This window comes from Actinomyces urogenitalis, assembly GCF_002861525.1.
Classification (GTDB): Bacteria; Actinomycetota; Actinomycetes; order Actinomycetales; family Actinomycetaceae; genus Actinomyces; species Actinomyces urogenitalis.
The window spans coordinates 42,122-65,487 of the sequence record NZ_PKHA01000010.1; the positions used below are offsets into that span (position 1 = coordinate 42,122).

Sequence of the window (23,366 nt, forward strand, 5' to 3'; positions counted from 1 at the left end):
CACAGGGTGACTTCGTGTACGTCTCAGACCTGTCTGCGGACGACTTCCGCTCCTACGAGCACCTTGTGCTCTCCCTGGAGCCAGGCGTCACCGCCTTCATCGGCTCCAACGGCCAGGGCAAGACCAACCTCGTTGAGGCCGTTGGCTACCTGTCCAACCTCACCAGCCACCGGGTCGGTGCGGACTCGGCGCTCATTCGTCGTGCCGAGCCTGGGCAGCCACAGCCAGCCGGTGCGGTCCTACGGGCCAAGGTGGTCCACGGCGAGCGTCCCACCGTGCTGGAGATGGAGCTCATCTCCGGCAAGGCCAATCGCGCTCGGTTGGGTCGCAGCCCAGTGCGGCCTCGAGAGCTCCTCGGGGTGCTGCGCACGGTGATCTTCGCGCCCGAGGACCTCAGCCTCGTGCGTGAGGAGCCGGGGGTACGGCGTCGTTTTCTCGATGATCTCGCGGTGACCTTGCGTCCCTCACTGGCCGGCGTACGCACCGAGCATGACAAGATCCTCGCCCAGCGCGCCAGCCTGCTGAAGTCGGCGCGTGCGGCGCGCCGGTCAACGGCCTCGATGCTCTCCACCCTCGAGGTCTGGGACGCCCAGCTCGCTGCCGCCGCGGCCACGCTCATCGCCGCCAGGGTCGACGTCGTACGCAGGCTGCGGCCCTGGGTGGCCTCTGCCTACGAGGCCGTGAGCCAGGCGCAGTCACCGGTGCACCTGGCCTATCGCTCTAGCCTCCTGGCCCACGAAGGGATGGCGGACCCCGATCCGCGCGCCATCACCCCCGGGCAGGAGGAGTCCTGGCCACCGGGCGAGGCCGAGCTGTTGGACCAGGCTTCCACGGCCGAGCGCCTGGAGGCTGCCATGGGTCAGCTCCACGCTCGCGAGATCGATCGTGGCGCCAACCTGGTGGGCGCTCACCGTGACGAGCTCAGCCTGTTCCTGTCCGGTATGCCGGCCAAGGGCTTTGCCTCCCACGGCGAGCAGTGGTCGCTGGCCCTCGCCCTGCGCCTGGCCTCCTACGAGATGCTGCGCCACGACGTGGCCGCCTACGGCGGCGACGGCGAGCCGGTCCTCATCCTTGACGACGTCTTCGCCTCACTGGATGACAAGCGTCGTCGCGCCCTGGCGCAAACGGTCGCCGGTGCCCAGCAGGTCCTCGTCACTGCGGCGGTGCCGCAGGACGTTCCTGGCGAGCTTGACGGCACGCGCCTGAGCGTGGCCGGGTCCAGGATCAGCCGTGACCAGCTCTGAGTCCACCTCGCCCGCGCCCGGCCCGGCCAGTGATGACGACGGCGACGCGCTCGCCCTGGCCCAACTGGCCCGGCTTCAGGAGATGGCCTGGGCGGGTGGGGTGACTCGCAGCTCGCTGCGACGGGCCGAGACCTCCCCGGACGGTGTGGCCGCCTGGGACGCCCCGCGCGGGCGGCGAGTGAGCCGGGGCGAGGAGGATCCGGAGATGGACCGTGGACCGGGCCTGGCGCCGGGCCGGGACCGTCCCGGACCTACGCGCTTTGACCCGCGCACCGGCAAGCGTGAGCTGGCGCGCGCCGTCGCCGAGCGCGGATGGGCCGGCAAGCTGGCCATGGCGCAGGTGGTGGTGGCCTGGGAGCGGATCGTGGGCGCCCAGATCGCCGATCACGCCGAGGTGGTCTCTTTCGAGGAGGGGCGGCTGGACATTCGCAGCTCCTCCAGCGCCTGGGCCCAGCAGCTGCGCCTCATGATGCCTTCGATCAGCGCCGCCGTGGCACACGAGCTCGAGAGGCTCTACCCTGGGCGCCGGGCACCCGCCGTCGAGATCCGCATCCTCGGGCCCGGCACGCCCAGCTGGCGCCATGGCCGTTTTGGTGGGGCACGGGGCGGGCGTGGACCGCGTGATACCTACGGGTGAGGCCGGGGGTGCCGTCGGCACGCTCAGCGTGACCCCTCCCACGTGCCGTGCTCGTCCGCAGGAATGAGGCTTCGAGGGCTGGACACGCTAGAATGACCCTGGAATAGCCCAAGGTGCGTCGCGAACCTTGCGCAGGTACCCACCTACATGCCGCGGATCTCATCCGCATCACGGCGCTTATGAGAGGTCCTGTCTGCCATCGACGCACAGAACGAGGAGCAGCTGACACGTGTCTGACCAGGACCAGCCTGTGACCACCCCTGAGGCCGGGGCCGAGGCCCACATCGGCCACCCGAGCGGCGAGTACGGCGCCAGTGACATCACGGTGCTGGAGGGCCTGGAGGCGGTGCGCAAGCGCCCGGGTATGTACATCGGATCCACCGGCGAGCGCGGTCTGCATCACCTCGTCTACGAGGTGGTCGACAACTCCGTGGACGAGGCCCTGGCCGGCTTCTGTGACCACATCGAGGTCACCATCCAGGCCGACGGCGGGCTCAAGGTCGTTGACAACGGCCGCGGTATCCCGGTGGATGAGCACCCCACCGAGCACCGGCCCACCGTCGAGGTGGTCATGACCGTCCTGCACGCCGGCGGCAAGTTCGGAGGCGGTGGCTACGCCGTCTCCGGCGGTCTGCACGGCGTGGGTATCTCGGTGGTCAACGCCTTGTCCACCCGCGTGGACACCGAGGTGCGCCGCCAGGGCCACGTGTGGCGCATGAGCTTTGGCGACGGCGGCCACCCCAAAACCCCCCTCGTCATGGGTGAGGAGACTGAGGCCACCGGGACCACCCAGATCTTCTACCCCGACCCCGAGATCTTCGAGACGGTCCAGTTCGACTACGAGACCCTGCGCCGTCGGTTCCAGCAGATGGCCTTCCTCAACAAGGGCCTGCGCATCACGCTGACTGACGAGCGCGAGGGCGTCAACGACGACGGCGACGAGATCACCGGGGACGAGGCCGGCACCGCCGACGACCCGGTCAAGGGCAAGCGCCAGGTCTCCTACTGCTACGCCAACGGCCTGCACGACTACGTCGCCTTCCTCAACAAGTCGAAGAAGGTCGAGCTCATCCACCCCGAGATCATCGACTTCGAGGCGGAGAAGGCCCTGGACGAGACCCACGGCATCAGCCTGGAGATCGCCATGCAGTGGACGAGCGCCTACTCCGAGTCCGTCCACACCTACGCCAACACGATCAACACCACCGAGGGCGGTACCCACGAGGAGGGCTTCCGCACGGCCCTGACCACGCTCATCAACAAGTACGGGCGCGAGAAGGGCCTGATCAAGGACCGCGACGACAACCTCACCGGTGACGACATCCGCGAGGGCCTGACCGCCGTCATCTCCGTCAAGCTCTCCGAGCCTCAGTTCGAGGGCCAGACCAAGACCAAGCTGGGCAACACCGAGGCCCGCACCTTCGTCCAGCAGACCGTCTACGACCGCCTGGGTGACTGGCTCGACTCCCACCCGGCGGACGCCAAGGCCGTCATCACCAAGGCCAGCCAGGCCGCGGCCGCGCGCGTGGCTGCCCGCAAGGCCCGCGAGGCCACCCGTCGCAAGGGTGTGCTGGAGTCGGCCTCGATGCCCGGCAAGCTGCGTGACTGCTCCTCGCGCAACGCCGCCGAGTGCGAGATCTTCATCGTCGAGGGTGACTCGGCCGGTGGCTCCGCCGTGGGTGGGCGCGACCCCGAGCACCAGGCGATCATGCCGATCCGAGGCAAGATCCTCAACGTGGAGAAGGCGCGCCTGGACCGGGCGCTGTCCAGTGATACGATCCGCTCCCTCATCACCGCCTTTGGGACTGGTATCGGTGAGGACTTCGATATCTCCAAGCTGCGCTACGGCAAGATCGTCATCATGGCCGACGCCGACGTCGACGGCCAGCACATCGCGACCCTGCTGCTCACGCTGCTCTTCCGCTACATGCGTCCCCTCATCGAGCAGGGTCACACCTATATCGCCATGCCCCCGCTGTACCGCCTGAAGTGGTCCAACGCCGAGCACGAGTTCGCCTACTCCGACGCCGAGCGCGACCAGCTGCTCCGGGCCGGGGCCGAGGCCGGTCGCCGTCTGCCCAAGGAGGGCGGCATCCAGCGCTACAAGGGTCTGGGTGAGATGAACGACCACGAGCTGTGGGAGACCACCATGGACCCCGCCGCCCGCATCCTCAAACAGGTCACCCTCGATGAGGCCGCGGACGCGGACGAGACCTTCTCCATCCTCATGGGAGACGACGTCGAGCAGCGTCGCTCCTTCATCCAGCGCAACGCCGCTGACGTGAGGTTCCTCGACATCTAGCCCGCAGCCAGGTGACCGACCCGGTCACCGCGAGATGCGGCGTCGAGAGACCAGACCTGACTTGACCAGCAAAGGAAACCCGTGAGCGACGAGACCACCCCGATCAGCGAGCAGACCCACGACCGCATCCAGCCGGTCGACCTCCAGATGGAGATGCAGCGCTCCTACCTCGACTACGCCATGAGCGTCATCGTGGGGCGTGCGCTGCCGGACGTGCGCGACGGCCTCAAGCCCGTCCACCGCCGCGTCCTGTACGCCATGTACGACGGCGGCTACCGCCCCACCTCCTCCTTCTCCAAGTCCTCCCGCGTGGTCGGTGAGGTCATGGGCAACTACCACCCCCACGGCGACGCCGCGATCTACGACGCCCTGGCGCGCCTGGTGCAGTGGTGGTCGCTGCGCTACCCGCTGGTGGCCGGCCAGGGCAACTTCGGTACCCCCGGCAACCTGGGGCCGGCCGCGCCCCGGTACACCGAGTGCAAGATGGCGCCGCTGGCCATGGAGATGGTCCGCGACATCGACGAGGAGAGCGTCGACTTCCAGGACAACTACGACGGGAAGAACCAGGAGCCGACCATCCTGCCGGCCCGCTTCCCCAACCTCCTGGTCAACGGCTCCGAGGGCATCGCGGTGGGTATGGCCACCCGCATCCCGCCTCACAACCTGCGTGAGGTCGCTCGCGGTGTCCAGTGGTTCCTGGAGCACCCTGACGCCTCGCGCGAGGAGCTGCTGGAGGCGCTCATCGAGCGCATCCCCGGCCCCGACTTCCCCACCGGCGCCACGATCCTGGGTCGGCGCGGCATCGAGGACGCCTACCGCACCGGCCGCGGCTCGATCACCCAGCGCGCGGTGGTCAACGTCGAGGAGATTCAGGGACGCCAGTGCCTGGTGGTCACCGAGCTGCCATACCAGGTCAACCCGGACAACCTTGCGGACAAGATCGCCCAGCTCGTGCGTGACGGGCAGGTCGGCGGTATCGCTGACATCCGTGACGAGACCTCGGGCCGCACCGGTCAGCGCCTGGTCATCGTGCTCAAGCGCGACGCCGTGGCCAAGGTGGTCCTCAACAACCTGTACAAGCGCACCCAGCTCCAGGACAACTTCCCGGCCAATATGCTCGCCCTGGTTGACGGCGTGCCGCGCACCCTCAGCCTGGACGGCTTCGTGCGCCACTGGGTCAACCACCAGATCGACGTCATTGTGCGCCGCTCCCGCTTCCGCCTGCGCAAGGCGCAGGAGCGCCTGCACATCCTCGAGGGATATCTCAAGGCCCTGGACGCCCTGGACGCCGTCATCGCCCTCATCCGCCGCTCCCAGACGGCTGACGAGGCCCGTGGGGGCCTCATGGGCCTGCTGGGCGTGGACGAGGTTCAGGCTGACGCCATCCTCGCCCTCCAGCTGCGCCGTCTGGCTGCCCTGGAGCGCCTCAAGATCCAGCAGGAGGCCGAGGAGCTGCAGGCCAAGGTCGCGGACCTGAAGGACATCATCGCCTCCCCCGAGCGCCAGCGCGGCATCGTCTCCGACGAGCTGGCTGAGATCGTGGAGAAGTACGGCGACGAGCGGCGTACCCGTATTGTGCCCTTCGACGGCGAGATGAGCATGGAGGACCTCATCCCCGAGGAAGAGGTGGTCGTGACCATCACGCGCTCGGGCTACGCCAAGCGCACGCGTACTGACGCCTACCGCTCCCAGCACCGTGGGGGCAAGGGCGTCAAGGGCGCTGCACTGCGTGAGGACGACGTCGTCGACCACTTCTTCGTCACCACCACCCACCACTGGCTGCTCTTCTTCACCAACCTCGGCCGGGTCTACCGGGCCAAGGCCTACGAGCTTCCTGAGGGCGGGCGTGACGCCAAGGGTCAGCACGTGGCCAACCTGCTGGCCTTCCAGCCCGGCGAGGAGATCGCCCAGGTCATGGAGCTCAAGGACTACGAGCAGGCCGACTTCCTGGTGCTGGCGACCAAGCGTGGCCTGGTGAAGAAGACGCGCCTGAGCGAGTACGACTCCAACCGCTCCGGCGGCGTCATCGCGATCAACCTGCGTGAGGACGCGGATGGCAACCCTGACGAGCTCGTCTCGGCGCGGCTGCTGTCCGAGGGCCAGGACCTCCTGCTGGTCTCCCGCCACGGCCAGTCCGCCCGCTTCCACGCCTCCGACGACGTCCTGCGGCCCACCGGCCGCGCCACGAGCGGCGTGACCGGTATGCGGTTCCGTGACGGCGACTGGCTGCTGGCGATGGACGTCGTCGACCCGCAGTGGACTGACGCGGACCTGTTCGTGGTCACTGAGGGCGGTTACGCCAAGCGCACCAACGTGGCTGAGTACCCGACCAAGGGCCGTGGCGGCCTGGGGGTCAAGGTTGCCAACCTGGTGGAGGAGCGCGGCGACCTTGTGGGCGCGCTGGTCACGGCGCCCAGCGACGAGGTGCTGTGCATCATGGAGTCGGGCAAGGTGGTGCGCTCCCGTGTGGACGAGGTCTCGGTGACCGGCCGCAACACCCAGGGCGTCACCTTTGCCAAGCCCGACGACGGCGACCGCATCATCGCCGTCGCCCGGAACACCGAGCGCGAGCTTGACGGCGACGACGAGCCTGCCGCTCCTGCGGATCAGGCTCAGGACGCGGTAGCGTTGAGCGAGGACGACGAGAGTGAGGACCAGGCATGAGCAAGCCGGAAACCCGCCACCCTGCCGGTGAGTCCGGCACGGCAGACAGCGCCGACATCGCCCAGATGCCGAGCTCATCGACCAAGCCTACGGTGACCGGTCCGCGCCGGGTGCGACTGGCCCTGACCCGGGTCAGCCCCTTCTCGGTGATGAAGGTGGCCTTCCTGCTGAGCGTGGCCGGGGGCATCATGCTCGTGGTGGCAGCAGCCTTCGTGTGGTTCATGCTCGACGCCATGCACGTGTTCTCCACCATCCAGAACCTGGTGGGTACGGTGATGGAGTCGGAGTCGAACTCCTTCACCGCGCTGCTGGAGTACATGAAGTTCTCCCGGGCTGTGTCCATGGCGACGATCATCGCCGTCATCAACATCATCCTGACCACGGCGCTGGCGACCGTGGGCGCTTTCCTCTACAACGTGACCGCGGCACTCGTCGGTGGGGTTCATCTCACACTGGCAGACGAGTGATTGGATTTGGCCACCTGAGATCGGGTGGGTTAATCTCTTCCGGTCGCAAGGGCCTATAGCTCAGTTGGTTAGAGCGCATCCCTGATAAGGATGAGGTCGCTGGTTCGAGTCCAGCTAGGCCCACCACCCGCGGTGGAACGATGAGGAGGGTTCATGAGGAACCGGCCGCTCGTGCTAGCCGCGGTTTTCTTGTCCCTGGCCGGGGCGGGCTACGCCGCCTGGCTCAGGTACGAGTCAGAGCGGATGATCCGGGCGCCGTGGACTGAGGTCGACTGAGTCCGGCCAGGCACGGGATCGCTGCGACAACTACATCGGGGCCATGGCGCAATTGGTAGCGCACCTGCTTTGCAAGCAGGGGGTTACGGGTTCGAGTCCCGTTGGCTCCACCACCACGATCCCCCGGCCCGCTGAGGTTCCGGGGGATCGTCGCTTCAGGCCCGGAACAGTCGGAACAGCCAAATCTCGCCCGTGCGTGGCGTCCTCACGGCTCCCTTTTCCCTCGGTTGAGGCCCGCGGCAGTCGGTCCCCGGCTCTGAACACCCCGGTGCCCGCCCCATTTTGCTCGGTTGAGGCCCGCGGCAGTCGATTCCATCCCGGGGAGCATAGGGATCGACTGTTAAGGACCTGAAGTGACGGGAAGTTGGGGGATCGTGGCTCCGGTGCGCACTGACTGCGACTGTTGACGGCCTGAAGTGATGGGGGGAGCAGTTCGTCATCCACACTGTGCACTGCTGTGGTTCCACGCCGTCCCCAGCTGTGGCTCGAGGGATTCTTGTCATTCTCGAGGCGTCATCACTCGCAATTGTCCCCAGCTGTGGAAAGGCCTGTGGAGAACTACACGAATGTCATTCCACAGGGTTACCCACAGATGTGGAGGAATAACATCGCTGTGCTTCGGCTGGCCTGTGGATAACGTGGGGGACGAGTGACGGCGCCTGAGAAAAAGGGCTCGGACGCCACGAGGCGCCCGAGCCCTTCGATCGCAGAACCGAGTCACACGAGGAGGTACTTCACCGCAATCAGTGCTACCAGCCCCAGCGCGACTCCCACGCTCCCCCACACGGCCACGGCGCTCCGGCGCTGGCGCGGCGCCCGGGCGTACAGGGAGGCCACCGCCAGGCCGGTCAGCAGGCCACCCAGGTGCCCCTGCCAGGAGATCCCAGCCCCAAGCACCGAGATGACCAGGTTGACCGCCAGCAGACCGAGGATCGCGGAGGTGTCCCGGCCAAAGCGCCGCTGGATGAGGAATACGGCCGCGAACAGCCCGAACACCGCACCTGAGGCTCCCACCGTGAGCGTGATCCAGGATGCCGAGCCTGGTGAGGACAGCAGGTAGATCGCCGTCGACCCTCCCAGGGCGGACAGCGCGTAGAGCGCGGCGAAGCGCCAGCGCCCGAGCAAAGGCTCCAGCGCGCTGCCACAGACCCACAGCGCCCACATGTTGAAAGCCAGGTGCATGAGCGAGCCGTGGAGGAAGGCGGTGGACAGGAACCGCCAGGGCTGAGACAGCGCGACCACGGGCGCGAAGCCGAAGTCCGTGGTCAGGGAAGGGCGCAGCATCTGGATCACGTAGACGACCACGCAGGCCGCGATCAGCCCGGTCGTGATGCGCGCGTCCTGCACTGCCACTGCCCCGAGCACCGTGCGCGTGGGACGCCGCCGCTGCTCGGCCGAACGCACGCAGTCCACGCAGTGGATGCCGACGGCGCTGGGCACCTGGCACTGTGGGCAGGCCGGCCGGTCGCAGCGCTGGCAGCGCACGTAGGAAACCCGGTCAGGGTGGCGTGGGCACACCGGCTGAGTGCCGTTGGCGCTGGAGGCGGCGGGAAGGTCCTGGCTCATGGACGACTCCTTCGGTCAGATGTGGACGACGCCGTCGGACCGGCTGGTCCGACGGCGTCGGCTCAAGATCAGTGGGCACGCCTGTGGTGGCCCCACACGGTCAGTCGCAGCTACTTCTGGACCGTCACCGAGGTGATGACGACGTCCTCCAGCGGGCGGTCACGCGGGTCAGTGGGGACAGCGGAGATCGCGTCGACCACCTTGCGCGAGGCCTCGTCCGCCACGGTGCCGAAGATCGTGTGCTTGCCCTGGAGCCACTCGGTGGGACCGGTGGTGATGAAGAACTGGGAGCCGTTGGTGCCCTTGCCGAAGCGGCGCCCGGCGTTGGCCATCGCCAGCACGTAGGGGGAGGCGAAGGTCAGCGAGGCGTCGATCTCGTCGTCGAAGACGTATCCGGGGCCGCCGGTGCCGGTGCCCAGCGGGTCACCGCCCTGGATCATGAAGCCGGGGATGACGCGGTGGAAGATGACGTTGTCGTACAGAGGAGCGTTGGACTCCTCACCGGTCCGCGGGTCCGTCCAGGTCTTTTCGCCGGTGGCCAGGCCCACGAAGTTCGAGACGGTCTCAGGGGCCTGCTCGGGGAAGAGCTCGAGGCGAATGTCGCCGAGGTTGGTGTGCAGTGTCGCTTCCATGGGCCACATCGTTGCACGCGGGCGCGGCGTCATGGACCGATGACCCCAGATGGAGGCACAGTGTTCACCCCAGGCAAAACAAGGTGACCGTTCTCAGGCGGCTGCCGGCCAGGAGTGGGACCATAGGCTTCAGTCATCATGTGCATGACCGATGTCTCTCTCAGCTAGGAGAAGCCGTGGCTTTCAAGAAGAAGATCGAGAAGAACCTTGACACTGACCAGCTGCGCGCGGAGGCTGCCGCATTCGCGGAGAACGTCGCCGAGCAGGCTGAGCGCGCCGCCGAGTGGGTTGCCCCGCACGTGGTCAAGGCGCGCAAGGACCTGGCTCGTGTGGCCGCCGGCGCTCAGGAGCGCCTGGAGCCGGCCTACACAGAGGCTCGCACCCGCGTGGTCGAGGACTACCTGCCGCGTGCCCAGCGCGCCGCGTCGGCCGCTCAGGCTGCTGCTCAGGCGCCCGGCACCGTGACCGAGCGTGCTCAGCGCGCCGCTGAGGCCGCCCGCCTGGCCGCCGTCGAGGCTCCCAAGCCCCGCAAGTCCCACCGCTTCCTCAAGTGCCTGGGATGGACCACCCTGGCTGCTGGTGCTGCTGCCGCGGCCTACGTGGTGTGGCGTCGCAGCCAGCCCGTTGAGGACCCGTGGGCCGAGGAGTACTGGGCCGACTCTGACGACTTCGACGCCGCCGAGGCTGTCCAGGACGTCAAGGACCAGGCTACCGAGGTTGCTGAGGCTGCCGCGGACAAGGCCGAGGAGCTCAAGGACAAGGCGGCCGACGCTGTCGAGGACCTCAAGGACGCTGTCGAGGACTGAGCCTGGCGTGCGCACGCGCCTGTTCACCACGCGGCCCACGGGGTCATAGGGCGAGACGAGCCTGGCGCGTTCAGGTGCCTGTTCTCTCACGGTCTCGGGCCGGTACGCATGGACGTACCGGCCCGAGACCTGTTTGAGGCCTGTCTCTTGCCTGTGCTGGCGCCGCGGCCCGCCCTTTGCTGACCCCGCCCCGCCCTGCGGTTGCTGCCTCTCCCCTGCGGTTGCCATCTGTGCCAGCCCGTCGTTACCTCTGCGTCGCGGTCGTGGCCCCTGCACGCAGCCGCTACCCCTGCCGGTGCTTCGCTACCCCTACGCCACGGTCGCTACCCCTTCGCTTCCTTTGCTACCCCCTAGCGCGCGCTAGGGGGTAGCGGACGACGCGAAGAGGTAGCGATGGTCAGAAGGGGGTGGCGAAGGTGGGCAGTGGGTAGCGGCGGGAGTGGGTTTGGGCCGTGCAATCGGAGGTCGGTGGTCGTGATGGGGTGGCGGACGACGCCGAGGGATAGCGATGGTGGGGGAGAGGTAGCTGTGACGACGGGGTTGGTGGGCAAGAGGGGGTGGTGATGGGGAGGAGAAGGTGGCGACGGGCAGGAGAGGACGGCGACGGGCAGGATGGGGTAGCGGACGGCGCGAAGGGATAGCGCCAGGAATGGGGTTGGTGCGCGATACGAGGGCACGAGCCACGCCTAGGCTTGGCTCATGACCCACGCGCTTCCCGCCGCCATGATTCCCTTGACCCACGCCGCCACCGAGGGCTCCCCCGTCCTCATGCCCCAGCTGGGCCTGGGTACGTACAAGATCAGCGACGACGCCGTCCAGCCCGTGGTCGAGCAGGGCCTGGAGATTGGCTACCGCCACCTGGACACGGCCCAGATGTACGGCAACGAGGCCGGTGTGGGACGCGCGATAGCGGCGATTGGCCTGCCGCGCGAGGAGCTCTTCGTGACCTCCAAGCTGGACAACCCCCACCACGCGCCTGCGGACGTAGCTCGAACCTTCGAGGAGACCATGGAGCGCCTGGGTCTGGAGGTCCTCGACCTCTTCCTCGTCCACTGGCCGCTAGCCAAGGCCCCCGGGCTCTCGCTGGAGCGAACCTGGGAAGCCATGATCAGGCTGCGCGAGAGCGGGCGCGTGCGCGCCATCGGCGTCTCGAACTACCAGGCGGACCACCTCAGGACGATCATCGAGGCCACGGGTGTGGTCCCGGCCGTCAACCAGATCGAGATCCACCCCTACCTTCAGCAGCGCCAGATGCGCGCTGTGCACGAGGAGCTCGGCATCGTCACCCAGTCCTGGTCGCCGCTGGCCCGCGGCCTCATGGTGAGTGACCCGGTGGTCCAGGCGGTGGCACGTGAGCTGGAGGTCAGCCCCGCCCAGGTGGTGGTGCGATGGCACCTGCAGCATGGGCTGGTGGTCATCCCCAAGTCCGTCCACGCCGAGCGTCTGCGCGCCAACGCGCAGGTCTTCGGATTCAGCCTCAGTGCCGAGCAGATGGAGCAGCTGGACTCCTTGGAGCGCGGCCACCGCACCGGATCCCACCCGGACACGATGCAGCTCTAGCGCCGCTACTGCGCCGCTACCGCGCTCAGGGCCGACGGCGCAGGGCGGCTCGCGCCCTCACGCTCACTTCCAGCGCAGGAGCCCCAGGAACCCGGCCATGATGATGAGGAAGCCGATGTAGAGGTTGCCGTTGACCAGCCAGTCGCTGGCGTGGTGGGCGGTGAAGTAGGGGATCGGGTACTGGCCCTTGAACAGGTAGGTGACTACCACCCACAGCAGACCCACGCACATCAGGCCCACCATCGTGGGGGCGTACCAGCGCGGCGAGCCGGTCTCCTTGACCTTGGTGGGGACGCGCGAGACCCGGTTGGCGGCAGCGCGCGAGGCCTCCAGGCGCTCACGCTCCGCAGCCGCAGCCTTGGCCGGGTTGCCGGAGCGCGCCGGGTCCTTCTTCTTCTCGCTCACGCGGGTCTCCTCGCAGACAGGACGACCGGGCAACCCGGTCGCGTGTTTTCAGCATGGTCCGTGCACAGCCTAGGCCATCCCGGCCGCGGGCCTGAACGCGCCAGGCGGCCTGTTGGTCACGACGTCGTGGCCTTGGTCGCCCCGGGGCCGCCATCTGGGCCTGTCCCCGAGGACTGCCGGCCCGCAACGCCGCCGGTGGGCCAGCAGCGGCTCCGAGCCTGCGCATCGTTGGCGCACAGCCAGGTGACAGTCAGACGGCGGTCAGCAGACGTGGTGGTAGGTTTCCTGCGGGCCCGGAATGAGTCTCACGCAACGTGGCGGCGGCCGATATCGCGGTCTCGGGCCCCTAGACTGACGGGCGGAACACCTATCCAGGAGGCCAGATGTCGTCTCGCCGTCGCCACCAGCGTGCCCGCAAGCGCGGGTCGCTCGACGTCGCCATCCAAAGCGTCGGAGAGCTCCTCATCACCGCGGGGCTCGTCATTGCCCTCTTCCTCGTGTGGCAGTTGTGGTGGACCGGCATCGGGGCGACCAAGCTCGCCAACGAGCACAAGGCGGCCTTCCAGCAGACCCAGGTGGAGTCCCCGCGCGTGGAGGGGACCAAGCACACGGACGCTCCCCCGGTGCCCGCCCAGGTGGGCTACGGCCAGACCATCGGCATGCTGATCGTCCCCAAGTGGTACGGCATCACGAACAACAACATGCCGATCCAGGAGGGCACCGGCGCTGACGTCCTCGACCAGGCAGCGGCCGGCCACTACACGGACACCCAGCAGGTCGGCGAGGTCGGCAACTTCGCCATCGCCGGCCACCGCCGCACCAACGGCAACTCCTTCCGGCGGATTGACCTGCTGGAGGAGGGCGACGAGATCATCGTCGCCACCAAGGATACGTGGTACGTCTACACGGTGACCTCGCACGAGATCGTCCTGCCTGAGGCGGTGGAGGTGATCGCCCCGGTCCCCGGTGACCCGAGCGTGGCGCCGACCGAGCGGTACATCACGCTGACCAGCTGCCACTCCCTGACCACCGGCGAGTGGGGCAACGACCACCGGTGGATCGTCCACGCGAAGCTCTCTTACTGGATGCCACGTTCCGAGGGTCGTCCCGCCTCGGTGCTCAACGACCCGGAGGTCAACTGATGTACGGATGGATCTGGCGACACCTTCCCGGCCCGGGCTGGCTGAAGTTCTTCGAGGCGCTCATCCTCATCGCGGCCGTGGTGCTGCTGCTCTTCCAGGTGGTCTTCCCCTGGGCCAACGAGACCTGGCACCTGTCCGGTAACGCGACCGTCTAGCCCGGTTCTCGCTGACCCGCGGCGGAGCCGGCTGGCGTCCAGCGCATAACGGGCCGCTCGGCTCAAAGACCGCGAGCCCGCTGAGCCCCCAGCTGCCGCTGTGCAGACCTACTGAAAGGCCCCCAGCATCACGCTGGGGGCCTTTCAGTGTCTCCTCGCGGGCGGACCCGCAGAATCTCGACCTGAGGAGCCTCAGAGCTCAGGACCTCACAAGCTCAGCCTCAGGACCTCAGGAGCTGGGCCGGCCGGTCGCCCGAGAGTCGGAGGAGGTGGTGACGGTGATCGCCGTGTCCTTGCCGAGCACGGAGCCTGGGTTCGGGCTCACGGAGGTCACGACGCCGTCGTCCGGCCCCTGGATCGTGATGCTCGTGAAGCCAGCGGACTGCAGCGCGGCCACGGCCTGGCTACCGGTCATGCCCAGGATGTTGGAGGGGACGGTCGCGGTGGTCGGCGCGCCGGAGGAGACTACGAGGGCCACCTCGCTACCGCGCTGCACGCTCACACCCGTGCCCGGATCCGTGCGAATGACCTGACCGGCGGCGTAGTCCGTGGACTCCTCCTGGGTCACGTTGCCCACCGCGAGCCCGGCCTCCTGCACGGCGGAACGCGCCTGCTCCTGGGTCAGTCCCACCAGGCCGTCAGGAACGGCGGTCTGACCGGTGGAGAGCACGAGGTCGATCGTTTCTCCGCGCGAGACGGAGGTGCCCGCCACGGGGTCGGTGCGGATGACGTTGTCCTTGTCCACCGTGCCCGAGTCCTCGGTGGTGACGTTGCCGACCTTGAGGCCGGCCTCCTCCAGGGCCTGCTTGGCCTCGTCCTGCGTCTTGCCGGACACGTCCGGGACGTCGACCATGGCCGAGCCGGAGGAGAAGTGGACGGTGACCTGGGCTCCCAGGACCGCGGAGGTCCCGGCACCGGGATCCGAGGAGACCGCCAGGCCCTCCCCGATGTTGTCCGAGGCGACGTCGTCGCCACGGCGGTAGACCAGGCCAGCGTCCTCGATGGCGCGCTTGGCCTCGGCCTCCGTCATGTTCTTCACGTCCGGCACGGGAGCGCTCGTGGCGGTCGCGGTGGCTGAGGGATCGGGGTCCGATCCGGAGAAGTAGCCGGAGGCGGCCAGGCCGATCACGGTGCCCAGGCCCACGATCATGAGCACGATGAGCAGCCAGATCCACCAGGGCCGGCGCGTGCGTGGCTCCTCGTCCTCCTCCTCACCCGGCAGGTCGAGCGGCGCAGGAGCCGCCGGGATCGTGGTGGTGGCCGGCGCGGGCACGGAATCCAGGACGGTGGTGGACTGGTTCCAGGTGTCCGTGGTCGGCGCGCTCACGGGCAGACCACGGGCGGCGGCCAGCAGGTCGGCGCGCATGTGAGCGGCGTCCTGGTAGCGGTCGTCGCGGTTCTTGGCCAGGGCCTTGAGCACCACGCGGTCCAGGGACTCGGGGATGTCGGCGGCGATGGACGACGGCGGACGCGGCACCTCGCGCACGTGCTGGTAGGCGATGGCGACGGCGGAGTCCCCGGTGAAGGGGGGCACGCCGGTCAGCAGCTCGTAGAGCAGGCAGCCGGTGGAGTACAGGTCGCTGCGGGCGTCGACGATCTCCCCGCGCGCCTGCTCGGGGGACAGGTACTGGGCGGTGCCCACCACGGCGTGGGTCTGAGTGACCGTGGCCGTGGAGTCCTCGATTGCCCGGGCGATGCCGAAGTCCATCACCTTCACCGCGCCGGTGGAGGTGAGCATGATGTTGCCGGGCTTGATGTCACGGTGGACGATTCCGGCGCGGTGGGAGTACTCCAGGGCGTCGAGCACGCCCGTGACGATCTCCACCGCCTCGGAGATCGGCACGGCCTCACCCTCGCCGAGCAGCTCGCGCACGGTGTGCCCCTCGACGTACTCCATGACGATGTAGGGCACGGAGTGGACCGAGCCGTCCGGCGCGGTCAGCTCCTCCTCACCCGAGTCATAGACCGCCACGATCGCCGGGTGGTTGAGGGCGGCAGCCGACTGCGCCTCACGGCGGAAGCGGGCCTGGAAGGTGGAGTCGCCGGCGATGTCAGAACGCAGCAGCTTGATCGCGATGATGCGGGACAGGCGCTTGTCGTACCCGAGGTGGACCTCGGCCATGCCGCCGCGGCCGATCAGCTCACGGATCTCGTAACGGCCCGCGAGGACCTGAGGAAATTGGCCGGTCACAGTGCCTCCTTCGGTGACGTGACAGATGAGGTAGCGCCGGACCCTGGAGCGCTGTGTGCTGTGGCCAGGGTACCGATCGTGATGATGAGGACAAGGGCGGCGACGAGACCGAGGACGATGAGCGCCGAGATCCGGGTGGGCAGGCCGAGCAGCCCGTTGCCGCTGGAATGGCGCGGAGCCGGCTCATCGAGGGCCGCCTCGGTGCGCGTGCGTGCGGCGACGGCGCTGCGGGTGCGCCAGGCCGCGGGGATCTGCCGGGTGGGCACGCGGGTGCCGGCGGTGGCCTCCCGACGTCGGCGCGCGCCGGGGCGCGAGGGCGGGGCGGTGGTGGCGGCGCCGTCGTTCCTGGGCGGGGAGGAAGGGCGGCCGGTGGCCACCCACGACAGCTGCCCACGCGGGTCCCAGGACTCCTTGGGCAGGTGGATGACGATGCGGTCCAGGCGGCGGGCGACCTCGCGCGCCGAGCGAGGACGGGCGCCGGGGTCCTTGGCCAGCAGCTCCATGACGATCTCGCGGACCTCAGGGTTGGTGGCGTCGGGCAGCGGCGGGACCGGCTGGTTGACGTGGGCGAAGGCGATATCCACCTGCGTGGCGCCGGTGAAGGGCCGGTGGCCCACCAGGGCCTCGTAGGCGATGACCCCCAGGGCGTACAGGTCACCGGCGGGGGTGGCCATATGGCCCATGGCCTGCTCGGGGGACAGGTACTGGGCGGTGCCCATGACCATGCCGGTGGCGGTGAGCGGACGCTGGTGGACGCCGGTGGAGATGCCGAAGTCGGTCAGCTTGGCCAGGCCCTCGCGGTTGATGAGGATGTTGGAGGGCTTGACGTCGCGGTGGACGACGCCGGCGTCGTGGACCACCTGGAGCGCGCGAGCCACCTGGGCCAGGATCGGCAGGATCTCGGCGGCCTGCATGGTGCCCTGCTCGGACAGGATGTCAGACAGCGCGCGGCCCTGGACCAGCTCCATGATGATCCAGCCCGAGCCGTCGCGCTCACCGGAGTCCAGGACGACGGCGAGGTTGGGGTGGCGCAGGCCGCGGGAGTTGGCGGCCTCCGCGCGCAGGCGGGACAGGAAGATCTCGTCACCGGTCAGCTCAGGGCGCAGGATCTTGGCGGCCACGGCGCGCCCCGAGCGCAGGTCGGTGGCGCGCCAGACCTCACCCATGCCACCCAGGGCGATGCGTTCGACGAGCTCGTAGCGCCCCTGGAGCTCCATCCCGACGTGTGGTCTCACTGGTCCACCGCCGCGTCGATGACTGAGGCCGCGATCGGGCCGGCCACGGAGCCGCCGGTACCCGAGCTCGCGGTCTGCTCCCCGCCGTCGAGCACGACGGCCAGGGCGATGGAGGGCTTGGTGATGTCCGTGCCCGCGAAGCCGATGAACCAGGTCACCGGGCCGCCGGTCTCGGAGCCGGTCTCCGCGGTGCCGGTCTTTCCGGCCACGCTCACCCCGGCCACCTGGGCCGAGGTCCCGGTGCCCTCGGAGACCACCTGCTGCATGAGAGCGGAGAGCTGGGAGGCGGTGTCCTGGCTGATAGGGGTGCGCAGGGAGGTCGGGGTGGTGGTGGACACGACGTTGAGGTCGGAGTCCAGGGTCTGGGAGACGAGGTACGGCTTCATCTGCACCCCGTTGTTGGCGATCGTGGAGGCGACCATCGCCATCATGAGCGGGGTTGCGCGCACCGAGGCCTGGCCGATTCCCGCCATGGCCGTCTGCGCGGCCGAGGAGTTGGCCGGGTAGGTCGAGGGCGTGACGGAAAGCGGGATGGACAGGGAGGAGTCGAAGCCCCAGGCGCGGGCCTCCTGGCCCAGGGCGTCGTCGCCCACGTCCATCGCCAGCTGGGCGAAGGGCGTGTTGCACGAGTGGGCGAAGGCGTAGGCCAGCGTCACCGTGCCGTTGCCGCAGGACTCCCCTGCGTAGTTGGACAGGGCGTGGTTGGTCTGGGGCAGGGTGAGAGTGTCCGGGGCGGCGACCTCGGTGTCCGCAGTCGCCTTGCCGGCGCGCAGTGCCGCGGCGACGGTGAGCACCTTGAAGGTTGATCCCGGCGCGTACAGGTCCCCGGCGATGGCCCGGTTGGTCAGCGGCTTGGACTTGTCCGCGGTCAGGGCGTCCCAGGCCTCCTGGGCGGTGGCGCCGTCATGGGAGGCCAGCAGGTTGGGGTCGTAGGAGGGGGAGGAGACCAGGGCCTTGATCGCGCCGGTGGCGGGGTCCAGGGCGACGACGGCGCCGCGCCGGCCGCCCAGGGCGTCCCAGGCCGCCTGCTGGACCTGGGGGTCGATGGTCAGCTCCAAGGCGCCGCCCTGCTGGGTGCCGCCGGTGATGAGGGACTTGATACGCGAGGACAGCAGCGAGGGGTCCTGCCCGTTGAGCACGGAGTTCTCAGCCCGTTCCAGCCCGGTCATCGAGGCGAAGTAGGTGGAGAAGTAGCCGGTCAGGGGGGCGTAGAGAGGGCCGTTGGCGTAGGTGCGCTGGTAGGCGTAGGCGTCATCAGAGGGCTCGGAGTCAGCGATCGTCTCCTCGCCGACGATGATCGGCCCGCGGTCGGTGCCGAACTCGGCGTAGACGGTGCGTGAATTGCGCGAGTCCGTGGTCAGTGTGCCCTGCGAGGAGGAGGACTCCCACAGGGCCGGGCGGGCCAGGCCCTGGACCGAGGTCAGCGAGGCAGACAGCGCCAGGAACATGATGAGGACCAGGACGGTGACTTGGTGGATCTGACGGTTCACGGCCTGGCTCCCTTCACGATGGTGGTGGGCTGGTCATCCTGCGAGGCCTGCGGGCCGCTGGCCGAGGAGGTACCGGTAGCCGGCTCGGCCTTAGTCTCCTTGGCTGACGCGGTCTCCTTGGCTGACGTGGCGGTCTCGGCGGTCTCAGCGTCCAGGACGGCCCGGCGGATGGAGCTGGGCAGCTCGGCGGTGTCGATGATGCGCGGGGCGGAGGTCACCGGGCGCCGCGCGGCGTCAGACAGGCGCACCAGCAGGGCCAGGATGATCCAGTTGGCGATGAGGGAGGAGCCGCCGTAGGCCAGGAAGGGCGTAGTCAGGCCGGTCAGCGGGATGAGGCGCGTGACGCCGCCGACCACCACGAAGACCTGCAGGGCAATGGTGAAGGACAGTCCCACCGCCAGCAGCTTGCCGAAGCCGTCACGCAGGTGCATCGCGGTACGCAGGCCGCGCTGGACCAGGATGAGGTAGAGCATGAGCAGGGCGAGCGTGCCCGTCAGCCCCAGCTCCTCGCCCAGTGAGGCCACGATGAAGTCCGAGTTGGCGAAGGTGACGAGGTTGGGGTAGCCCTGGCCCCAGCCGGTGCCCAGCAGACCCCCCGAGGCCATGCCGAACAGGCCCGTGACCAGCTGCCAGGAGCCGCCGGGAGCGTTGTAGACCTCCGGGTCCATGGCGTCCAGCCACGCGGAGAAGCGCTGCTGGACGTGGGTGAGGTGCGTGGCGGCGAACCAGGCGGCGGGGGCGAACAGCGCGGCGCCAATAATCAGCCAGCTGGGGCGGTCCGTGGCCACGAAGAGGGTGACCACGAACAACCCGAACAGCAGCAGCGAGGAGCCGAGGTCGCGCTGGAGGACGAGCACGGCGATGGAGACGCCCCACACGACGAGCAGGGGAACCAGGTGACGCGCTCGCGGGAGGTTGAGGCCCAGGATCCGGCGCCCAGCCAGCGCCAGGTTGTCCCGGTTGGCCACCAGGAAGGAGGCGAAGAAGATCGCCAGCAGCACCTTGGTCAGCTCAGCGGGCTGGAAGGACATGGGGCCCACGTGGATCCAGATGCGGGCGCCGTAGATCTCCGTGCCCAGGCCCGGCACGAAGGGCAGCACGAGGAAGACCAGTCCGCCGGCCATGGCCCACCTGTCCCAGCGGCGCAGGAGCCGGTAGTCACGCATGAGCAGCACCAGGCAGAACAGGAGGACTCCTAGCCCGGTCCACATGGCTTGCCTGACGGAAAAGCCGTGGGCCTCGCCCAGGCGCTCGTAGGACAGGTCCAGGCGCTGGATCATGGCCAGGCCGATGCCGTTGAGGGCCACCGCGATGGGCAGCAGGGTCGGGTCGGCCCAGGGGGCGGTGCGGCGTACCCACAGGTGCACCAGGGCAGTGATGACCACAACCACGCCAGCGATCGGCAGCAGCTGGGCGGGGGAGGAGCCGGAACGGTTGAGCGCCGTCAGGGCGTAGCCGCCCAGGCCCAGGGCCAGGGACAGCACCAGCAGGCCAGCCTCGGCCCAGCGGCCGGAGCGGGTCATGGGTGAGAAGGAGGCCGCGGGGGTCGTTGCAGGGGAGCCGGCAGCGAGCTCAGAGGAGGACATTGCTGCGCCCTACTGTCCTGTGGCGGCGTCAGTGGGAGGCGGAGTGACCTCAACGGGGTCTGAGGTGGCCATCTGGTCCGCAGGGCTGGGGGTGGCGGTGGCTTCCTCGGTCACGCGCGCCGAGACAGTCTCGCGGACGTACTTGCGGGCCTCGACCAGCGAGGGCTGGGCGACGGTCTCCTCCAGGCGCTCTAGCATGCGCTCATCGAGATCGGCCAGGGCCGGCTCGTTGTAGGTCTGCACGAGGTGGCTGAGGGAGAAGGGCCCCAGGGTCTGGGGAATGCCCTGGAAGATGGCAACCTTCCCGTCGGCCGTCGTGACGTAATACTGCGTCTGGGTCCACATGTAACCGCTGACTCCGGCCACGACCAGCGCGACCAGGACGGCCAGTGAGGCCAGGGCGGTGCGTAGGCGGTGACGACGCCGGGCGCTGCGGTGGCGCTCGGCCTCGGCGGCCAGAGCCTCCTCCTGGGCAGAGTCAGGGGAAGTGGCTGAGGCCTCGCTGTCCGCCTCCAAGCCGGCTACCAGTGCGGCAGCCTTGGCTGCGGGGGTGGCAGGGGCCGGGGCTGCGCTGACGCCGTCGGCGGCCAGGCGCTCGCGGTGGACGGAGGCGGAGCCCACCACCTGCGGCTCCATCTGCGGGGTGGGATCGTCCTCGACGACGTCGAAGACGACGGCGGTGATGTTGTCCGGCCCGCCGGCTCGCTCAGCGAGGTCGATGAGCTGGTCCGCGGCCAGGGCCGGGTCCTCCACGCCGGCGAGGACCTCGCCGATCGTGGCGGCGGTGACGGGGCCGGACAGGCCGTCCGAGCACAGCAGCCAGCGGTCACCGGGCACGGCCTCGCGGATGGACTCGTCGAGCTGGACCTCGCCGTCGGCGTCGCCCAGGACGCGCAGGAGGACGGAGCGCTGGGGGTGCTGGCGCGCCTGCTCGCGGGTCAGGCGCCCGGTCTCCACCAGGTACTCCACGAAGGTGTGGTCCGTGGTGACCTGGGTGAGCTCGCCCTCGCGCAGGAGGTAGGCGCGCGAGTCCCCCACGTGGACCATGGCCAGCTTGTTGCCGCTACGCATGACGGCTACGCACGTGGTGCCCAGGCCGGCCAGGTCCGGCTCGGCGGTGGAGCGGGCCACGAGGTCCGCGTGGGCCTCCTGGATGGCACCGCGCAGCAGGCCGAGCAGCTCGCCGGCCTGGTGGGAATCGGCGTCTAAGGGGATGAGGTGGCTGATGGCCACGGCTGAGGCGATGTCCCCGCCGGCAGGGCCTCCCATGCCGTCGCACATGGCCATCAGGTGCGGCCCGGCGTAGGCGGAGTCCTGGTTGGAGGCACGCACGAGCCCGACTGAGCTGCGTGCGGCGTAGCGCAGGGAGATGGTCATGGACGCAGCTCCAGGGTTGTCTGGCCGATCCTGACGGGCACACCCACTGAGAGCTCAGCGGTTCCGGTCACGCTCTGGCCGGCCAGGGTGGTGCCGTTGGTGGAGCCGAGGTCCTCCAGCCACCACGTGCCGTCCTTGGGGAAGATGCGCGCGTGGCGGGAGGAGGCGTAGGAGTCCTCCAGCACCAGGGTGCAGGAGGGGGAGCGTCCGATGGTGATGGAGGTGGGGGACAGGGGCACGGTCGAGCCAGCCAGTGGGCCCTCGGTGATGACCAGGCGCGAGGCCTGGCGACGTCGTGAGCGCGCGGCGGGCTTCGACGTCGTCTTCTCGCCGGAGCGGCGCAGGCTGAGCGAGCGTGGGGAGCCTGGTGCGACGTCACGGCGCAGGGTGCGCAGGACGAGGAGCACAAGGACCCACAGCAGCGCCAGGAAGCCGAACCTGGCGAGGGTGAAGGCGAGCTCGCTCACCGGTTGACCCCGGAGGAGTGTGTGCCGTCCCAGAACATGATGCGGGTGCGGCCGACGGTGAGCGTGTTGCCGTCCAGCAGGGTGGCGGCGTCGATCCGGTGACCCTCGACGTAGGTGCCGTTGGTCGAGCCCAGGTCCGTGGCGATGGCGTGGCCCTGGGTGAGACGGATCTCCAGGTGGCGGCGCGAGACGCCGGAGTCGTCGACGACGATATCCGCCTCTGAGCCGCGGCCGATGACGGTGACGGGGCCGGTGAGCAGGTAGCGCTGGCCGTCGATGTCCAGGATCGGGTTGGTTGGCGAGGCGGTGGCGGCTGCGGCCGGAGCGGCAGCCCCGCGGCGGGTCGAGGACTCGACCTCGATGGCCGGGGAGGACAGGGCGTCGTCAGCCACGAAGGTGACCTGGACGGGGCCGACGAAGGAGTAACCCTGCTCGCTGGCGTGGGAGGTGGCGACCTCCTCCATCTGGCGGACCATCTCGTCACGGCCCCAGGCGTCGACTCGGTCGACGTCCGAGGGGGAGAGGCGGATGCGGAAGACGTTGGGGACCACGGAGCGGTCGCGCGCGAAGGAGGCGGCGCGCTTGTCCATGGTCTCGCGCAGCTTCGAGGCGATCTCGATGGGCTCGACGTCGCCCGAGAAGCGGGACATGGCACGCTCAGCGACGTTCTCCACGCCTTTCTCGAACCTGTCTAGGAACCCCACGTTCCTCACCTCCTGTCAGTGACCGGATGACGGCGACCGATCTGCGCCAATGTCTGGTCACAGTAATACCGTGGCTATCGTAACCGGTGTATCTACGAGCCGGCGGGAGGGTGGCCTGCACGGCAGGCAGGTGACGGGTCTCACCGAGCCAAGGGGGTCGCTGGATTGGACTCGGGGGCCTTGGGGCCGCTATCGTCATCCTCGCTCCAAGCGCGAGTGGCGGAATTGGTAGACGCGCACGGTTCAGGTCCGTGTGAACTTACGTTCATGGGGGTTCGAGTCCCCCCCCGCGCACGATACGGACGAAGGCCCGGATCCTACGAGGATCCGGGCCTTCGTCGTACCTGGGCGAGGTGGGCGAGGGCCTCTGTGGTGGGTTTCGGGGTGGCGTCGGTTAAGGCCCTCAACAGTCGGTTCGGGTGTGGCGGGGATGGGGATCGACTGTCCAGGGCCTGAAGCG

Annotated in this window: 20 protein-coding genes and 3 tRNA genes; 13 read left to right on the forward strand and 10 right to left on the reverse strand. The window is 69.0% G+C overall.

Annotated features, from left to right (window positions below; translation table 11 throughout):
- The first annotated feature begins 14 nt into the window (after nucleotides 1-14).
- The 8 genes from recF to CYJ26_RS08880 all read left to right on the forward strand — a co-directional run bounded on the left by recF (nucleotide 15) and on the right by CYJ26_RS08880 (nucleotide 7,703).
- Complete coding sequence (recF, locus tag CYJ26_RS08850; protein ID WP_101638293.1) at nucleotides 15-1,244, forward strand: DNA replication/repair protein RecF; 1,230 nt, start codon at nucleotides 15-17, stop codon at nucleotides 1,242-1,244.
- Nucleotides 1,231-1,881 carry a DciA family protein gene (locus tag CYJ26_RS08855; protein WP_244902057.1) on the forward strand — a complete coding sequence of 217 codons (651 nt, stop codon included), beginning with the start codon at nucleotides 1,231-1,233 and terminating at the stop codon, nucleotides 1,879-1,881. The genes recF and CYJ26_RS08855 overlap by 14 nt, the downstream gene beginning before the upstream one ends.
- A 283-nt stretch (nucleotides 1,882-2,164) precedes the next feature.
- Complete coding sequence (gene gyrB / locus CYJ26_RS08860; protein WP_034234912.1) at nucleotides 2,165-4,183, forward strand: DNA topoisomerase (ATP-hydrolyzing) subunit B; 2,019 nt, start codon at nucleotides 2,165-2,167, stop codon at nucleotides 4,181-4,183.
- An 81-nt stretch (nucleotides 4,184-4,264) separates the two neighbouring features.
- A complete protein-coding gene (gyrA, locus tag CYJ26_RS08865; RefSeq protein WP_006547837.1) occupies nucleotides 4,265-6,847 on the forward strand; it encodes a DNA gyrase subunit A in 2,583 nt (860 codons plus the stop codon).
- Nucleotides 6,844-7,314 (forward strand): DUF3566 domain-containing protein, encoded by a 471-nt coding sequence (locus CYJ26_RS08870; protein ID WP_006547836.1) that lies wholly within the window; start codon nucleotides 6,844-6,846, stop codon nucleotides 7,312-7,314. The genes gyrA and CYJ26_RS08870 overlap by 4 nt, the downstream gene beginning before the upstream one ends.
- A 49-nt stretch (nucleotides 7,315-7,363) precedes the next feature.
- Nucleotides 7,364-7,440 (forward strand) — tRNA-Ile (locus CYJ26_RS08875).
- Between the two features lie 27 nt (nucleotides 7,441-7,467).
- Entirely contained in the window at nucleotides 7,468-7,590 is a 123-nt protein-coding gene (locus CYJ26_RS11150; protein WP_006547835.1) for a hypothetical protein, read from the forward strand.
- 37 nt (nucleotides 7,591-7,627) lie between these two features.
- Nucleotides 7,628-7,703: transfer RNA gene (locus tag CYJ26_RS08880), tRNA-Ala, on the forward strand.
- Nucleotides 7,704-8,307: 604 nt separating this feature from the next.
- Here the strand turns inward: CYJ26_RS08880 and CYJ26_RS08885 are convergent.
- Both CYJ26_RS08885 and CYJ26_RS08890 read right to left on the reverse strand, forming a co-directional pair.
- Complete coding sequence (locus CYJ26_RS08885) at nucleotides 8,308-9,156, reverse strand: rhomboid family intramembrane serine protease (RefSeq protein ID WP_006547834.1); 849 nt, start codon at nucleotides 9,154-9,156, stop codon at nucleotides 8,308-8,310.
- A gap of 110 nt (nucleotides 9,157-9,266) precedes the next feature.
- A complete protein-coding gene (locus CYJ26_RS08890) occupies nucleotides 9,267-9,788 on the reverse strand; it encodes a peptidylprolyl isomerase (protein ID WP_006547833.1) in 522 nt (173 codons plus the stop codon).
- A gap of 176 nt (nucleotides 9,789-9,964) precedes the next feature.
- Here CYJ26_RS08890 and CYJ26_RS08895 point away from each other — a divergent pair, with 176 nt between their 5' ends.
- Entirely contained in the window at nucleotides 9,965-10,594 is a 630-nt protein-coding gene (locus CYJ26_RS08895) for a hypothetical protein (protein ID WP_034234881.1), read from the forward strand.
- A 699-nt stretch (nucleotides 10,595-11,293) separates the two neighbouring features.
- Entirely contained in the window at nucleotides 11,294-12,154 is an 861-nt protein-coding gene (locus CYJ26_RS08900; protein ID WP_024035377.1) for an aldo/keto reductase, read from the forward strand.
- Nucleotides 12,155-12,217: 63 nt separating this feature from the next.
- Here CYJ26_RS08900 and CYJ26_RS08905 read toward each other — a convergent pair whose 3' ends face one another.
- Nucleotides 12,218-12,559 carry a cell division protein CrgA gene (locus tag CYJ26_RS08905; RefSeq protein WP_006547829.1) on the reverse strand — a complete coding sequence of 114 codons (342 nt, stop codon included), beginning with the start codon at nucleotides 12,557-12,559 and terminating at the stop codon, nucleotides 12,218-12,220.
- A gap of 383 nt (nucleotides 12,560-12,942) precedes the next feature.
- On the opposite strand from CYJ26_RS08905, the gene CYJ26_RS08910 reads away from it, so the two are divergent.
- Both CYJ26_RS08910 and CYJ26_RS10755 read left to right on the forward strand, forming a co-directional pair.
- On the forward strand, nucleotides 12,943-13,701 hold the full coding sequence (locus tag CYJ26_RS08910) for a class E sortase (protein WP_101638294.1): 759 nt from the start codon (nucleotides 12,943-12,945) through the stop codon (nucleotides 13,699-13,701).
- Nucleotides 13,701-13,856: a hypothetical protein gene (locus CYJ26_RS10755; RefSeq protein WP_006547827.1), complete on the forward strand. Its 156-nt coding sequence runs from the start codon at nucleotides 13,701-13,703 to the stop codon at nucleotides 13,854-13,856. Before CYJ26_RS08910 ends, CYJ26_RS10755 begins: the two co-directional genes overlap by 1 nt.
- Nucleotides 13,857-14,085: 229 nt before the next feature.
- Here CYJ26_RS10755 and pknB read toward each other — a convergent pair whose 3' ends face one another.
- The 7 genes from pknB to CYJ26_RS08945 form a co-directional block, all read right to left on the reverse strand.
- Nucleotides 14,086-16,047, reverse strand: coding sequence for a Stk1 family PASTA domain-containing Ser/Thr kinase (pknB, locus tag CYJ26_RS08915; protein ID WP_101638295.1), 1,962 nt, complete (start codon nucleotides 16,045-16,047; stop codon nucleotides 14,086-14,088).
- Nucleotides 16,044-17,282: a serine/threonine-protein kinase gene (locus tag CYJ26_RS08920; protein ID WP_034234872.1), complete on the reverse strand. Its 1,239-nt coding sequence runs from the start codon at nucleotides 17,280-17,282 to the stop codon at nucleotides 16,044-16,046. The genes pknB and CYJ26_RS08920 overlap by 4 nt, the downstream gene beginning before the upstream one ends.
- Nucleotides 17,279-18,772: a peptidoglycan D,D-transpeptidase FtsI family protein gene (locus tag CYJ26_RS08925; RefSeq protein ID WP_006547823.1), complete on the reverse strand. Its 1,494-nt coding sequence runs from the start codon at nucleotides 18,770-18,772 to the stop codon at nucleotides 17,279-17,281. The genes CYJ26_RS08920 and CYJ26_RS08925 overlap by 4 nt, the downstream gene beginning before the upstream one ends.
- Entirely contained in the window at nucleotides 18,769-20,295 is a 1,527-nt protein-coding gene (locus tag CYJ26_RS08930; protein WP_048684943.1) for an FtsW/RodA/SpoVE family cell cycle protein, read from the reverse strand. Before CYJ26_RS08930 ends, CYJ26_RS08925 begins: the two co-directional genes overlap by 4 nt.
- A 72-nt stretch (nucleotides 20,296-20,367) precedes the next feature.
- Nucleotides 20,368-21,735 (reverse strand): PP2C family protein-serine/threonine phosphatase, encoded by a 1,368-nt coding sequence (locus CYJ26_RS08935; RefSeq protein WP_101638296.1) that lies wholly within the window; start codon nucleotides 21,733-21,735, stop codon nucleotides 20,368-20,370.
- Nucleotides 21,732-22,202 (reverse strand): FHA domain-containing protein FhaB/FipA, encoded by a 471-nt coding sequence (locus CYJ26_RS08940; protein ID WP_006547820.1) that lies wholly within the window; start codon nucleotides 22,200-22,202, stop codon nucleotides 21,732-21,734. Before CYJ26_RS08940 ends, CYJ26_RS08935 begins: the two co-directional genes overlap by 4 nt.
- Nucleotides 22,199-22,906, reverse strand: a complete 708-nt coding sequence (locus tag CYJ26_RS08945; protein WP_024036719.1) for an FhaA domain-containing protein — start codon at nucleotides 22,904-22,906, stop codon at nucleotides 22,199-22,201. Before CYJ26_RS08945 ends, CYJ26_RS08940 begins: the two co-directional genes overlap by 4 nt.
- A 210-nt stretch (nucleotides 22,907-23,116) precedes the next feature.
- Here CYJ26_RS08945 and CYJ26_RS08950 point away from each other — a divergent pair.
- Nucleotides 23,117-23,200: transfer RNA gene (locus CYJ26_RS08950), tRNA-Leu, on the forward strand.
- The last annotated feature ends 166 nt before the right edge of the window (nucleotides 23,201-23,366 follow it).